At 41.1% G+C, this 15,366-nt stretch carries 13 protein-coding genes and 1 pseudogene; all 14 read right to left on the reverse strand.

Going from position 1 to position 15,366, the window contains the following annotated elements; translation table 11 throughout:
• Positions 1 to 50: 50 nt before the first annotated feature.
• The 14 genes and pseudogenes from QPK24_RS12465 to QPK24_RS12530 all read right to left on the reverse strand — a co-directional run bounded on the left by QPK24_RS12465 (position 51) and on the right by QPK24_RS12530 (position 15,284).
• Positions 51 to 914 (reverse strand): ADP-ribosylglycohydrolase family protein, encoded by an 864-nt coding sequence (locus QPK24_RS12465; RefSeq protein WP_285741482.1) that lies wholly within the window; start codon positions 912 to 914, stop codon positions 51 to 53.
• Positions 915 to 1,048: 134 nt separating this feature from the next.
• Entirely contained in the window at positions 1,049 to 1,225 is a 177-nt protein-coding gene (locus QPK24_RS12470; protein WP_285741485.1) for a hypothetical protein, read from the reverse strand.
• On the reverse strand, positions 1,222 to 1,557 hold the full coding sequence (locus QPK24_RS12475) for a hypothetical protein (protein WP_285741487.1): 336 nt from the start codon (positions 1,555 to 1,557) through the stop codon (positions 1,222 to 1,224). The genes QPK24_RS12470 and QPK24_RS12475 overlap by 4 nt, the downstream gene beginning before the upstream one ends.
• 107 nt (positions 1,558 to 1,664) lie before the next feature.
• Positions 1,665 to 2,549 (reverse strand): YwqG family protein, encoded by an 885-nt coding sequence (locus QPK24_RS12480; protein WP_285741489.1) that lies wholly within the window; start codon positions 2,547 to 2,549, stop codon positions 1,665 to 1,667.
• A 71-nt stretch (positions 2,550 to 2,620) separates the two neighbouring features.
• Positions 2,621 to 3,301, reverse strand: a complete 681-nt coding sequence (locus tag QPK24_RS12485; RefSeq protein WP_285741492.1) for a DUF1963 domain-containing protein — start codon at positions 3,299 to 3,301, stop codon at positions 2,621 to 2,623.
• Between the two features lie 78 nt (positions 3,302 to 3,379).
• Positions 3,380 to 3,706 (reverse strand): NUDIX domain-containing protein, encoded by a 327-nt coding sequence (locus tag QPK24_RS12490; protein ID WP_285741494.1) that lies wholly within the window; start codon positions 3,704 to 3,706, stop codon positions 3,380 to 3,382.
• 243 nt (positions 3,707 to 3,949) lie between these two features.
• Positions 3,950 to 6,214 (reverse strand): hypothetical protein, encoded by a 2,265-nt coding sequence (locus tag QPK24_RS12495; protein ID WP_285741496.1) that lies wholly within the window; start codon positions 6,212 to 6,214, stop codon positions 3,950 to 3,952.
• Positions 6,215 to 6,579: 365 nt separating this feature from the next.
• A pseudogene (locus QPK24_RS12500) lies at positions 6,580 to 8,863 on the reverse strand (preprotein translocase subunit SecA).
• A gap of 306 nt (positions 8,864 to 9,169) precedes the next feature.
• Positions 9,170 to 11,134 carry an elongation factor G gene (locus QPK24_RS12505; protein WP_285741498.1) on the reverse strand — a complete coding sequence of 655 codons (1,965 nt, stop codon included), beginning with the start codon at positions 11,132 to 11,134 and terminating at the stop codon, positions 9,170 to 9,172.
• 146 nt (positions 11,135 to 11,280) lie between these two features.
• On the reverse strand, positions 11,281 to 12,006 hold the full coding sequence (locus QPK24_RS12510; protein ID WP_285741501.1) for an alpha/beta hydrolase family protein: 726 nt from the start codon (positions 12,004 to 12,006) through the stop codon (positions 11,281 to 11,283).
• 234 nt (positions 12,007 to 12,240) lie between these two features.
• Positions 12,241 to 12,771 carry a CueP family metal-binding protein gene (locus QPK24_RS12515; protein WP_285741502.1) on the reverse strand — a complete coding sequence of 177 codons (531 nt, stop codon included), beginning with the start codon at positions 12,769 to 12,771 and terminating at the stop codon, positions 12,241 to 12,243.
• A 141-nt stretch (positions 12,772 to 12,912) separates the two neighbouring features.
• On the reverse strand, positions 12,913 to 14,217 hold the full coding sequence (locus QPK24_RS12520) for an alpha/beta hydrolase family protein (RefSeq protein WP_285741504.1): 1,305 nt from the start codon (positions 14,215 to 14,217) through the stop codon (positions 12,913 to 12,915).
• A gap of 179 nt (positions 14,218 to 14,396) precedes the next feature.
• Positions 14,397 to 14,825 carry a DUF3021 family protein gene (locus tag QPK24_RS12525; RefSeq protein WP_285741506.1) on the reverse strand — a complete coding sequence of 143 codons (429 nt, stop codon included), beginning with the start codon at positions 14,823 to 14,825 and terminating at the stop codon, positions 14,397 to 14,399.
• 12 nt (positions 14,826 to 14,837) lie between these two features.
• Positions 14,838 to 15,284, reverse strand: a complete 447-nt coding sequence (locus QPK24_RS12530; protein WP_285741509.1) for a LytTR family DNA-binding domain-containing protein — start codon at positions 15,282 to 15,284, stop codon at positions 14,838 to 14,840.
• Positions 15,285 to 15,366: the final 82 nt, after the last annotated feature.

Consider the following 15,366-nt stretch of genomic DNA (forward strand, 5'->3'; position numbering starts at 1 on the left):
TCACCTCAGGTCAAAGTTCACTTTAAACCTATCCTGTTTACTATTTGGCCTTAGGAAGTCTTCATTACATATAACTTCGTAATCGTATGGTCCAGTCTCTCTTTAATGAGAATCGCATTTTTATATTTAGCTGGAATGCCTTCATAACTATAATAAATACCAGCCAACCCTCCAGCAATGGCACCAATGGTATCAGAATCACCACCTAGATTAGCCGCCTTTTGTACAACTTCTTCAAAAGTAGTTGTATGAAGCAAAATATGTAGTACCCACCGGAAAGTATGGACGACAAAACCACTTGGCGGACAATCCGGAACTGATTTTATACTTTCTTCGTATTCACTTCCTGCAATCTCCGCCTTGATTGATGTTACAAGATCTTCCCCCTGCAGTAGACGGTGAGCGATTCGGTTGTACATGACACAGACTTCAGCACACCTAGGATCATAATGCGTCATTCGAGACTGCATGATTGTCACTCGATCGATATCAGACAGCTCCTTGTATGCCAGCGCCACCGGCAGACATCGCATGAGCGAGCCATTCCCGCCGCTTTGCCCCATGTCCATGTGTGCAATAAAAGCTGCTTCAAACCAATCTCCTTCAAATTGTTCAAAAACACGGCGAATAATGTTTCCTATATCTTTCGGCCGTGATTGGTACCATTCCTTAAAAAAACGCCCGATGGCTTCTACAGGTTCCTCCGTATTTTCGAGTATCCCATCAGCTACGCAAAGCGTCATCATTGTATCGTCGGTTACTTCTCCAGGTTCGAGGCTCCATACCCCGCCGCCAATGATTTCCGTCAAATATCCATGCTTTTCCTTAATCTCCTGTTCCGTCATAAACTCTGTTGTTCCGCCAAGAGCATCTCCGACAGCTACACCGTACATTCCGCCCTTGATGCGGGTCATTAATTTGTTGTCTATTCTAATCCCTCATTTCTGTACTAACATAACTTATTGAATTTTAATTTCCTTCCTCATCAGCTGAGGCATTGTAGAATCTAATACTACATTTTTAGAAAGGTGCAAATAGGCACCTTTACCTACTGACTTCCCGTCACTTCGGCCCGAGTAAGAAGTATCCAGTGATTAACTTCATCGTATCCACATACTTCAGCAATCACACGATAGCGTGGATACATCCATTCAGCAGGAGTTACGGATTTCAAATCGGATGTGCCCGTTATACCTACGGCATGAGGTTCCAGTAGGTTAATCAAGGTACCTTGTGGAAAAAAGCTTCTATATATCCTTCCACTCGAGTTCCAACAGGGAACAGACTTTTGGTGTTGCGCCAGTCTTCCATACCTAATTGAAGCTGCTCGGACCATAGCATCTCGAATTCTTGCTGACTAATCTCTTCGTAATAAGGTTCCTCCGCATCTAATGGATGTTCTGCCAGCATAAAGTGATAGGAATGATGCTTTCGATTCGATGTGATACAGATGTCGTCATCATGATACACCATCTGTCTGTACGCTGCACCGGCATTATCAATTTCAAAATACCAGGTCCCCATTCCTGACTCCTGTATATCTTTTAAATATTTCAATATCTTCACTCCATTTCGCTTGGTTGATCATACCGAGCTAATGTTCTTCAATAACGATAGGGTGTTTCGGGTTTTCGCAGGATAATGCATAATATCCGAAAGAATAGCTAACTCGAATATAAAGAGCAATACGTATTTGCGAAGTTCCCTGCAAGCAAATCTTCCTTTCGAATATAAAACTGCAGTTCTCCCGCATCCCACCAGCAGAATCCAACATCCTGATCGGAGTCTAGCGCGAGCAGCAATACGGTATCCTCAATTTCCTGCTTTGCTCTAATAGAATCACCTTGAAAATGATCCGTGATCTGTTTCAATGCTGATTCTGCCGAATAGTTATATTTGAGGCCAGTCAACAGATGAAGAGCTGCTTCGTATTCGCAGTCTCCGTGCTGAGTCGAGGGATAACCAAACATAACTGCCAAATCAGCTGAGTTTTCATCACTTAGCTCAAAACATAACTCTTCATACTGTTCATAGTCATGTTCATCATCTTCCACTATATCGTAATCTACATAGCCATAATTGGGAGGTTCCATGGTTGGTCTGGCGCTTACACGGTAACCGGTAAATTCACTTTCAAGGGCAGTCACTTCTGGTGAATGGTAACGTTTAGCTTCTTGCAAATTATCATCTGATAGATAGATCACCTTGTGCTCAATACCATAAGCAGGTTCATCTACTCCTACAAAAAAGTACAACATACCTTTTGCAGGAAGCAGTGCTGATACATCATGGGGAACCAATTCTATTAACTGGAGCTGGGCTAGAAAGGTCATTGGAATGCCATCGGAATTCACCGGCCATTTTACGGTAGCGGGAAGATCGGGATCGCCTCCTATACGAGAAACACCTATTTCGTTGTATGTTTCCATCTCTTTTTTAGATAAGCGAATGCCTTGCCGTACAGTTTCCTTTAAATAATCCATCGCATGTTCAAACTGATATTCGCGAACGATCCGTTCGAGTTTATTTTGATTATTTTCACTCAGCAATCGTTACACCTTCCTTATGTATGAATTTTCTATAACTTTGACCACCATCTACAGACAATAATCACTCCCTTTTAAAAACAATCCCAATATAAATACCAATCATTATCAATCTTTGATTTGTAAATATAGATGTTTCCATTATCACCGATCATCAGCCCTGGCTTTTCCTCTGAAGAGATTTGTAGAATAAATTTATATTCATCAGAAATAGGCGATTGAATATACGATGCATATCCTCCTATTTTGGTTTTAGTGTATCTATTAAACTCATCAAAGAATCGGTCGTTTAATTCTTCTTCTTCATTAATTTCGGTCAAGTCAACATATTCCCATGCTTCTTCCCAACACGGATAATCTAGTACTTCGTTCAAATTCCAACGTACTGGAAAAGGTTTAAGTATATTAGCAGGCTCAGGCGTCTCTGTAATTTCTAATAGATTTATGTCTTTATAAAAAACAATCTTCCAACCATCTCCGTTCCTATTTATATCCATAGGTAGATGATCTTTCTCAATGTAGATTTGCACTAACATATGATCTCCAAAAATCTTATGACCATCTTTGATATCTGGAATATAGATTTGAAGAAGCGGTACTAATAATGATCCATTAACTTCTGGCCATGCTTCCTTCGGATCACGTAAAAAATTCCCGCCGAACCAATCAAGATCTGTATTTTCAGGGCGGAATCCACCTATTTTTGCAACACAGGTATGTTTTCCAATTGATTTCATTTCATCGAAAATGTCCATTATTTAAAATCCTTTCCTATAAAGATGATATGTATTTCATCTAAAGTTTTTCTATGTGTTACGTATAAACGATGTGCTTTAAAATATCTTTGGATCTTTAAGTTCGGACCACTGCATTTCTGGTTCTTTTCCGAAATATACAAATTGCTGTCTAATTTCTTTCTCTTTTACTCGTAATAATATGTATCTTAATTTTAGTTCCTCAATCTCTTCCTCTAGTATTCCAGATTCTTCAAAGATTTCTCGAACACAAGCCCTCTTCGGAAAATTCAACTCATCAGCTTCTAAATATCCGCCAAGTCCAGTCCAAAACACAGGATCTGTGATTTTACTTGCTTCTTTCTTCATCATAATTACCTTGTTCTCATGAAATAAGAAGGCAGTCGACATTTGCCTTACTTCCATTTTTCATCATTCCCTTTTTAATATTCAGTTTTAAATATCAAATAAGTGTGCAGATTTTACTTCTCATGTATCTCAATATCATGTTTCCCGTCCTATTTACGTCTCTTTAATTATCAGATTAACAAAAAGTTGATAGACACTCAAGATTCAACAAATGTTGAAAATATATCAAAACAAATAGCCTGCCAAATCGACAGGCCTAGTTGTTTCTACTAAAGTTCTCGCGGTGTTCAAATTATCTTACTACCTAGAAGAATAATTAATAATCATGGCTTCTTTCGTATGTTCATCATAGGCTATCCACAATTCATCTCCCGCCACCACACCATGCACTGGTTCAATCGTCTGTTTAATGTAGTAGGTAACTCCATCCTTCTCTACGATAATGTCGGCTAGTGGTCGTTCTCCTTTTGTTCCGTCAAACTGAACGGAGAATACTTTAACCGCACCTTGCTTACCTCGAAGTAATCGGGTTTCCTTTTGTAAATCGTCTATTTCCATGGCGACGGGAAGGACGGTACCCACATTTACAGACTGATTTTGTGGCACAAAAAGACTATTAACTTTACGTATTCTATCCGCCCCGCTTGTTATTATGATTTCCATAAGCATAAGTTGCTTATTATCAATAACGATCGGCATCTTTTGCACATGGATCACTTCTCCCTGCAGAGAGAGTTGGTTCGATGCCTTTTCTAAGTTTTCGCTGCCGTATCTTAAGATTCTAGCCATTCCCTGAATCAAAATAAGGCTGGCTCGTTCACCCGTACGATATTCAAATCCTATAGGCTGAACAACCGGTACTGTGTAGTTCTGTCCTGCGGCTGAGAAATGAAGCTGAAGGGCTTCTCCTCGGTTTACTTTTCCATAACGTTCGATACGGATAAGAACCGCGTCTTTAATAACTTCTGGTTTGGACTCTTGCGCCGTATGTTTAAGATCCTCTTCAGTAATGAACATAGCCTTGTGTTTCTTGCGGTTGTAACTGATCAGCACCGGATCACCAACTTGAGTAGGATCCACAAAGGAGATGACCTGCTTGATTTCTACCTCTTTCAATTGACCCTCATCCTCAAACTGAACGACAAATCGAACCTGCGGACGTTCATTCACATATAAACCGGTCTCTTCCATATTAATAATCCGGCCTTGAATTTGCTTACCCTCCCTCATTTTTTTCGTTCTTGTTCCGGCCAACATTCGAGGGGCGACTGCAACGCTTAGAAATGTGAGCAGAATGATGAAGACCCAGACCGCCCAGTTAATAACGATCGGCCCACCTTGTCTAACATAATTCCAGAAACTTTGAATCGAGACTTTATTTTCAGATTCAGTAAGCATCCACTTTTCGACCTGTTCACTCGATAGAACCTTAGCTTCCTGGCTTTCCATATCGACATAGCCTGCTGTAATATCTCCACCACTATAATAAAGGACGTCACTGTCCATATTCTTATAAAATTCAGTTTGATCATTTTTCAAAATCTCGTAGGACAGCTGCTCCAGTAGAACAGTAGCATCTTGGAATTCTCCCGATTTCTCATTGAACACATATCCCATAACACTTCCATTTAATTCATCTTCTGCAGTAGATCCGGCAATCAGAACTTCCTCATCATTCAATAGAAATACTCGAGCTTGATAGATCGGCTTTGGCGTAGGAACGGCTTTACCCCAATGGTTCTCGTCAGCGTTATAAAATGATGCTTCTTCAGGATAGTTCCCATTCTCACGTACCAACTTGGCGTTATTGAAACCAAAGACCTTAGCGAACAAAGCGCCGGCCCGATCTTGTGCAGCAAACGTTCCTTCGTCCTCGCTCTGAAGCAGAACGGATAAATCACCATTTTCGTCTAGTATTCCGCTCACAAATGCCGTACTATCGTTCTTTAAAGCCACTGAAAATAGGGGTACTGCCTTTTCGTTCTTAAAACTACCATGCACTTCATCTATCCGAACAGGCCTGGCTGGAAGCAGATCCTGTTCAGCTAAATTAACTTTATTCAGCTTTCCGTCTTTTACCTGAGCTATGTACCATTCAGAATTATCCGATTCCCCTGCTACAATGAGTCTGCCGCGCCAGGAATAAACATTTGATCTCCATGATGCTGGAAGGTGCATCGTATCCTGAGCCAGCTCTTCAACCTTACCTGTTGAATGGAAGTAATTTATTTGCAGCCCATGTGAATCGTCGTAGGTTGGGATAATGATTCCATCTTGGCTGTAAGTTGCCGGTCCCAGACCAGCTTGAAAATTGGTATGTACAGTCGTATCTTTCATTATGTTTTCTTTATCGGTATCAAAAAGATAAACATCGTATTGCTCTCCAACAGGGTGTTTAGCTAAGCCAATTAATTTCTTTCCCTCATCCAGCATATAGACACTCTCAAAGGAGGGTTGATACTCATCAATGTAATCCTTGTAATCATTCCACATGAAATAACTTAACAATATTACTGGAATAAAAAACAGTAAATTGCCGAGAGATATCGCTCTGTTTTTTTTCATTTTGTTTCTCTCCCTTACATTATGTAAAAACTACAATTTGCCTAAGATCCTACCGCATTCGTTAGAATGATATAAGAACCCAGATTATTAGCACACTACCATACATACCCATAATGAGTCACTACCTTTTACGATTTTTGTGAATAAGGAACGGAGGCAATTACTTTTTATACCCGCTTTTTTAATAGCCCGAGAATATACGGTTCTATCTTGCTGCTTAACCTCAATTAACGATCTCTTGGTCTACGAATACAGAAAAAGCGTAATGGTCAACTGTGGCAACTGACCTTTCGCTTCTTCTGTTTGCTATGTTTTTTTGCTTGTTCAAGCTTTCGACCGTATATTTCGTCGGTTCAAAATTTCTGCTAACCGAATACCGGTCTCAAGATCTTACGGAGCCAGAAAGCGATTACCGTTCCTGGTGACCATGAACCGGGATTTTGAGAATATTCCATATACTGATCGTTCATAGTATAAGTCCAAGTTGAAGTAGGGGTCTTCAGTCCGAACTTTTCCCACAAGGCTGGATTATTTGAATCTCCCAGCTTTGAGAGCATATTTGCCGACTCTCTCCTTATTTTATCCGGTAATTCCTCGTATGCCTGGATAATTTGCATATGAAATTCGTCTATCGGATTTCGGTTAGCAAGGCTTGTCAAATGGATGCTTTCGCGTATGTAAGTAACGAATGCCAGATGGTCAGCCCAGAACTTGTCCATATAATAAAGTCGTACCCGCTGCTCCGATGGGCTCATCGCTGTCTCACCTTTCAAAATTCCAAGCCGTTCCTCGTATAAAAGACGCCTCTGTTCCTCTACCATATCAGAATAGCGATTCAGTTCCTGACGAATATGAAAGTTTTGTCCCATAATAACGCGCTGTATATGCGTGATTTTGCTATGGAGTACCGATTCTCCAAGGGCTTCTTCCTTCCTTAGACCTCGATACATAGGCGGGATCGCTTTATCGATTCCGAATTGAAGGATTAAGTCATCTTCTAAACTTACAAAAAATACGGAAGCTCCCGGGTCGCCTTGACGACCAGAACGCCCGCGAAGCTGATCATCGATCCGCATGCTTTGGTGCACATGCGTACCAATTACATACAACCCGCCAAGCTTAGCGACAACTTCCGCTTGGACGGGGTCACCGCCGCCAAGCCGAATATCGACACCGCGTCCAGCCATATTTGTAGAAACTGTCACAGCACCAATTTCTCCTGCTTTGGCGATAATCTCGGCTTCTTTTTCGTCGTTCTTCGCATTGAGTATATGGCAAGATACACCAGCTGTGGCTAGTGCCTCTGCCAATATGTCAGACTCTTCCACACTAGATGTACCAATGAGAATTGGACGTCCTGTCCGGTGGACGGAGGAGACTTCCTTAACAAGCGCCTTATGTTTGGCTTCTCTATGGGTGTATATCCGGTGAGGATGATCGATCCGTTTGTTTTGGCGGTTTGGCGGAATTTGCACCACCTGCAGCGCATAAATTTCTTCGAATTCCACCTTGGAAACGTACGCGGTAGCTGTCATTCCACAAATCTTGGGATATAGGCTGAGGAAATGTTGAAGAGTGATTGAACCTAGAATTTTCCCGCCGGATAAGGACTTGAGTCCTTCTTTTGCCGCAAGCGCGATTTGAAGTCCTTCCGGCAAATGTCTATTCTCTGCCACACGCCCGGTATATTCGTCGATGAGCTCAATTTTTCCGTCACGAACGATGTAATCAACGTCTTTTTTCAATAAGGTTTCCGCATGCAGCGCACAATTTAATGAAGACAACAAATGACTATTACGGCTTTCGTACAAATTGCCACATCCCAGCAGTGATTCCGCTTTTGCGGACCCCGCATCATTAATAAAAACGTTCCGCATGAACTCATCGAATTCGTAATGCTCATCTTGCACGAGCTGTCTTGCCACCTCTGCGAAACGAATGCCGTTATTGTTTGAAGATTCCGGGTCTCCGGCTTATAACTAGCGGCACTCTTGCTTCATCGAGAAGCAGTGAATCCGCTTCGTCAACGATGACACATTGAAAACGACGATGCACAGTATCTCCCTCACTCAGAGCGATCGTGTCTCGCAAATAATCGAATCCCGCCTCTTTGGCCGTAACATAAGTTATATCCGCAGCATAGGCTTCTCGTTTCTCAGACAAGCTCATGCCTGATTGAACCGCGCTTACCGTTAATCCGAGGAAATGATAGACCTTGCCCATCCAGTCCGCATCTCGCTTTGCCAAATAATCGTTAAAAGTGAGCACATGAACGCCATTGCCGGTTAACGCATTTAAATAAGCAGGCATAACAGCAGAGAGTGTTTTCCCTTCACCCGTATGCTGCTCGATTAAAAAGCCTTCATGAAGAGCGATAGCAGCCATGATTTGAACATCAAAAGGTTGTAAACCAAGCGTTCTCTTCGCTGCTTCACTGACTAATGCATAAGCATCAACAAGCAGTTCATCCAAAGGTGTACCGGACTTTGCTTCTTTTTTCAGCCGGAGAGATTCAAGCTGCAGTTGCTGTTCGTCCCATGCTTCTAAACTCCTTTTCCTGACAAGCTCTGCTTTATCCCGAAAGACTTTCAACCTTTGCCGATTATCATAGTCTTTGAATTCCCGCATTAACTTGACGGCTAAATTCATCAGAATTCAATTCCTCCTCGGTAGAAATACGCGTTTCTATTTTGGCTAAGAGTATAATTAAATTTTATGGGTATGGCAATGTTTGGAACAAAAATGGGGATGAGTTAGGCGAGAAAAGTAGTGATATCTGGTAAACCCCAGTCAAGTAACACCTTTACCTTTCGATTTTTCATATAGGTTTGTAAAGGTTAAATAGAAAAGACACTCACTTGGAGTGCCTTTATTTGCATTCTCGTTTTATCAGATTAACGACAGATGATAATTTCGCAGCTGCTTAGTATCCTATGAATTTTCCTGATTAATAACTCAAGCTTCTAATGCAAGATGCATCTTGGCTTCAGCCTCATCCCATGGAACCGAGTATCCTGCCCCTTTAGCACAAAAGATGGAGGAAGAAGTATATAGTGAATCTGCCTCTTTGCGGTAACCTATCTGCTCAATGACTTCCTCAGTATTATGGCATCGATCGTAACCGCCAAACACGCAGCGAATACTGCCTCGTCCATGTGTAAAAGATGCAAAATCTGTACTGTAGTTCATGAAAGTCGACACGGGCACCCTGCCTGTAACCACTGCTTGCGTTTCGTTCGTTTGCGGTGGATCAAAAACACCTGAAGCCCGCTGAATATCAGACAGTACCCTTCCCAGTTCATCCATAGCAACCTTGATTTTGAAATCGTAATAAGGCTCAAGCAGCACATTATCAGCTTTCTCAAGCCCCTGCCGCAGCGCCCGGAAGACAGCTTCACGAAAATCACCGCCATGGGTATGTTCTTTATGTGCACGGCCCCTCAGCAGTGTAATGTTCACATCGGTTATCGGCATACCTGTCAGCAGACCGTGATGCTCCCTTTCGTATAGATGATCCCGAATCAAATTCTGATAGCTGACATTCAAGTCATCGACATGACATTTGCTAACGAACTTGATCCCGCTGCCCCTTTCTCCTGGTTCAATCAGCAGATGGACTTCTGCATAGTGCCTGAGTGGTTCGAAGTGACCATATCCTTTTACAGCTGATTGAATCGTTTCCTTATACAAGATTTCGGGTTGTCCAAAAGAGATAGCAAAACCAAACCGCTCCCTCACGATCTGTTCCAGCACTTCTAGTTGTATTAGTCCCATAACGCGGATAGAGATCTCTTGGAATTTCTCATCCCAGACGACGTTTAGAGACGGTTCCTCTGCCTCCAGTATACGAAAAGCCGCTAGAACCTTCTGTAAGTGTACCCTATTGTCGAATAATACCTTCGATTGTAACGTCGGCTCCGAGTCGTAAGTTAACTTGTCTGATAACAATCCCAGGCCTTGCCCGGCCGCTGCCGCGGACAGTCCAGCAACCGCAAACAAATCACCTGCTGCCACTTGTTCTACGGGTTGGGACCTAAGGCCGTTCATCAAGAAGATCCGTGTAATTTTCTCATCATATGTAACCCCGTTGCTGTCGTAAGAAAGCTCTTCTCTCACTTTCAACTGCCCGCCAAGCGCTTTAATGAATGTGAGTCTCATTCCGCTCTCATCGTGCCGAATTTTATAAACCCGTCCCTGAAATGGAGCTTTCTCATCATAAGATGTTGTTGTCAGCATATGCAGCTGTTCTAGAAATTCAATGACACCTGAATCTTGTAGTGCAGAACCATAAGCATAGGGAAAGAGAAGACCTGCTGCTATCATCTTCTGCAAGGCATCCATCCAGAAGTTCGGATCCTCGCTTCCCTCAAGGAACGCTTCCAGCAAATCTTCGTCTCGCTCTGCCATCGTCTCCCGCAGCGATTCACCGATCATGCCGTCAGCCAAGTTCTGAGTTACGCAGCATACTTCCTCCGTCAAGTGCTGACGGATATCCGCCACCGTTCTGTCTACGTCTGCGCCGATCCGATCCGTTTTGTTAATAAAGAAGAATGTAGGAATCCGGTGTTTTCGCAGCAGCTGCCAAACCGTCTCCGTATGACCTTGAACTCCTTCAACCGCACTTACAATCAGGATTGCATAATCAATGACCTGAATTGCCCGCTCCATTTCCGGAGAGAAATCGACGTGTCCAGGCGTATCTATCAAATAATAGGTATCTCCTTTATATTCCATAACTGCCTGATCTGCAAATACCGTAATGCCTCTAGTTCTCTCGATGTCGTGGTTGTCCAGAAAAGCATCTTGATGATCCACCCGCCCGCGCGACCGGATACTGTTCGTATGATACAGCAGCTGTTCCGCAAAAGTTGTCTTACCTGCATCCACATGGGCGAACAGGCCTATTGTTAGTCGCTTCATAGAATCCCACTTTCCTCGTTTCTTGTTGATCCTGCTCATTTTATTAAAACATAAGTACTCCTATAAGTCCTCATAACGATTGACAACCGTAAAAGTTAGAATATGTTTTCATTCCAAAACGTATGGAACATTCAATTTTCACTAGATTAGCTATCCTGAGAATTCGTTTCCTGATCCAGTTCGTGAATTTTAGCGACTAATTTTTCTGAATTGGAACGAAACACTTGGTTCGAATCCGTCCAGTCCGATTTCAAAAAATAGGAAGCATGAAACTTCCATCCTTGATGGGCTGGGTTAAATTCCATTTGAATTTCACGTCCCGGTTTACCTGCGTATACCCTAGAACCCGGCTTACGCCATTTGCCAATTTGTGTGATTCTGTCCCGAATCTGTCCTGTAATATATGTAAACCTATGATTAAATGGAATGTCTTTCAAATGAAACTTTGGACACCCGACAGCAAATACTTGAAGCTGCTGAAATCCGTATTTTTGCTCCAATACAAGTCCTGTTCGATAAGCGATCACGCCTCCAGCACTATGCCCAATAAGGATTACGCGATCCGAAGTTTTCGCCCGCTCGCTGATGATTTGTGATACATTTGTTACTCGCTTAGACTCGTCATGGAATAGATCATAGCTGACTTTAGTAAGCTGCTTTGTCAAAAGCCGGATAAAAGAGAACCTCGTTATACCGTTTGCAGTCCCATAGGGAAAGATCGTCATCACTTTTACATCTTGATATCTCTTTGCAATCTCACTAGCCGCTGCTTCAAAATTATTACGATAAGTCAGTACACCAGCAAAAAAGCAAACCACCGTACGGCAATTTTCTGTACATGTACTATTGGAGGATAGGAATGTTTCGATCATGACTTTACTCCCAACATGAAACGATTATATTTTTAGGTGCAACTGAATCAATTTCATAACTTATTAAAATGATGAATTTGTAACTATATATAGACAAACAAAACCATTTTGATCTATATATACCCCTGATTAAAGCAACTAAAGGTATTATGAAATTGATTCAACTACTTTAAATTATAAAACAAAAAAAGCCTGAATGATCAGGCTTCGTTATATATGGAATGGAATGGAATGTTATGTTAGTTGCATCGTTGTAATACAAGTATTGCTATCCTTAAAAGTACCGATCTCAGATTCTGCTGTTTTGCCCTCATACGCTATCTTCACTTGATATGTCCGATCACGCGGTAGCCATAGATCAATAAAACCATTCTCAAATGAAGTCATCGTGTCATCCATCACTATAGTACCTTCTTCATCTTGAATAAGTACGTCGAAGGTTTTTTCTACTAATTCCCCTTGGCACCCCGTGAGACTGTGGATAGCACATTCATGTGTGTTTTCAATAAACGGTGCAATGGACACAAAAAACTCGTCCTCTGGAAGGTCAAAAGATGTCTTTTTGCCATGATCCGTCACAATCAGTTCCTCTGATGTAATAGATGCACTTACATCCTCAAAGGAACCAATACTATACGCATGCACTTTTTCTTTAATATTCGATGTTCCAGCTTCATTTGATGCACTATTATTACTTTGGTTATTACAAGCTGCGGTTACCAAAATTAATAAAACAAACGAAGCAATGAGCATACCTTTTTTCATAATATCCTCCCGTTATCTTATTTAAAAAGTAAAAGTCATATCATTTCGATGATATCACATTTCAGTCCATATGAATTATGAAATACCTATTAATCTTCATATTGATAGATTAGTATTACTCCCTGCATACAAAATAGAAACTTAATAGGTTACTTTCGGAACAAACTGGCCTTTATTCTTTAGCGCATAGTCGAAAAAATGAAGGATAATTTCATTTTGAGTTTCAATCGCATAGTATTTATTGATATCTGCTTTTCCACCTTGCAACAGGTATGTCAATATAGGAGAAAATAAAGGCAAGTCAGTTAAACTTAAATGTTTTGCGCCTTTAAAATGAACTGTATATGCACCAATAAAATTTTTATTTGAAATCTTATTTGCAATATACGAAGGACTGTTGTCCAGTTGTTTCCATACATCATCCGAATAAATGTTAAGCAGCGGAATGGTATAAGGTTCGGATTTTGCAGATATTTCGTTAGTAACTTCATCATACACAAGCTCGCTAAAGAACGGAGCATCTATATTTACCACGGCGTCAATGTCATGGCGTTCTCTACTCAGTGCTACGCTTGCTGCGCCGCCCATAGAATGACCGAACACGCCGATCTTCTGTGTGTCAATGAGCTTATATACTGAATCTTCTCCATGCCCCGCTTTTTCCCGAATTGTATCCATGACAAAATTCATATCATCTGTTCGTAGTTTCATCCATTTTTGAGTAAGCTCGAAATACTCTCCAAGCGAATAAATTCCTGCTTTATTTGCATTGTTTACTTCTCGCATATACTCGGGATTAACTGTCACGATCTTTCCATCCTCGGAAAAGGTATAAAAAGAATGGTAGGGATGGTCGATGGAAACAATCACATAACCGTGACTCGCAAGTTCTGTATAGGTAGAAGAGTTGCTTGCTTTTATCCCGTATGCTCCATGGGAGAACATGAGCAAGGGATAGGTTCCGTCTGCCTGTTCTGGATACCAAAATTCTACGTTCACAAAACGATTGTCATCTTGATCCGTAAATTCTTCGATACGATTCTTGTCCACATAGCTGTAAGTAGAGGTCGCCACTGCATAAGGACTTGTCACTTGCGGCAGCCTATGCTGTGGAAAAAGTAGGACCGGAACAAGGGTAACAACTATGGTCAGCGCTAACAAAAAGAATTTCCATATCATAGAGAAAGTTTTGTAACGAGGAGTTTGTTTTTGTTTGCGCAGGAGTGCTACGATTTCCTTGAACGCTAGTATAAAGAGCAAGCCTTGAAACAACCCCCAAGTTAAATCCCATACAACAACTTTCCCCAAGATCAGCATCATAAATCCTATAAATATTGCGATTCTCATCAAACTTTTGATCATGCTGCGGTTTTGCTTGGTTGCAATAGAATAAACGCAAATTGCCAGCTCAATGACCAACGTACCAACAAGTATTAAAGTCTCCATAAGATTTCTCTGCTCCTCCTTCACCTTCTATGAGTTCATCATAAGAAATGGCAGAGCAGGTGTATACGCATAAAAGATAAGCTGTAGCTGAGGGCCAATAAGTTGCAAAAATTCAATACAATGAAGTGTATTCTTACACTGCGAATAGGAATTAATTTAGGTGCGTTTATGTATATCTTCTAGATCTCTTTTTTAAATGAATTTAGTCTTTCATTGATCTTTTGAGCTTCCTTTTTGTCACTTTTATATGACAGTATGCGAACGATAGCATATACTGCGGCAATTTCTAAAGCCAATAATACAATGTCAAATGTACTGTATACAAGATTCAATATAACACTCAGAGTAATTAAGAATGCTTCCAGAAAAAGAAAATGGAAAATCACACGGAGACGCATTTTATTTTCGCTAATCGCATGCGGTGTATATAAAATGATTCCAGTCAAAGCACCTAGTAAAGAGAAAGCTATAATTGTAAAAATCGTCTTTAATTCGAAATATGCATTTGGAGCATAAATTTGTCGCAGGATCGTGATGATTATCATGATGGAGCCGAATATAGTTAGGAAGTCTCTGATCATTTCTTTAATGAGCTCGGAATACTTCATATAGGTCCCCTTTTATAATCCAAGGATGTGTTTAAGCATGGGCACATACTGCCGTGATATCACTACCTTCTCCCCATTGTCCAATAATGCTTGGAAACGGCCGCTAATCGATGGGTGAATACTGGAAATCTTCGTTACATTTAGAATGGTAGATTTGGAAGCGCGAAAACAATGTTTCCCTTTGCAAAGTTCTTCTAGTTCATAAAGCTTTTGTTTTACTTCATGGATGTTGTCCCTACAATACGCAAACACTTTTCCGTCAACAGCTTCAAAATAATAAATATCACTAACTTTGATCCGGCTGATTTTATCCTCATAATAACCGAGTATAACATGAGTTTCGGTTTTTATTTTATTAACGAGCGCATGTATTTCTTCATCAGCTTGGTGACACCTAATGAGAATCTCTTCCTCTTCTGTATATTCTATTAGTTCAACTGAAATTTTGATGAATATCACCCTCGGGAACTGGAGTTATAACGTTAATCATTCAACGAAACGCCCCTTAACTTCTTAGTCAACAAGTTTATTATTATGAAAA

Origin of the sequence: Paenibacillus polygoni (assembly GCF_030263935.1) — a bacterium.
In the GTDB taxonomy this organism is placed as follows: domain Bacteria; phylum Bacillota; class Bacilli; order Paenibacillales; family Paenibacillaceae; genus Paenibacillus; species Paenibacillus polygoni.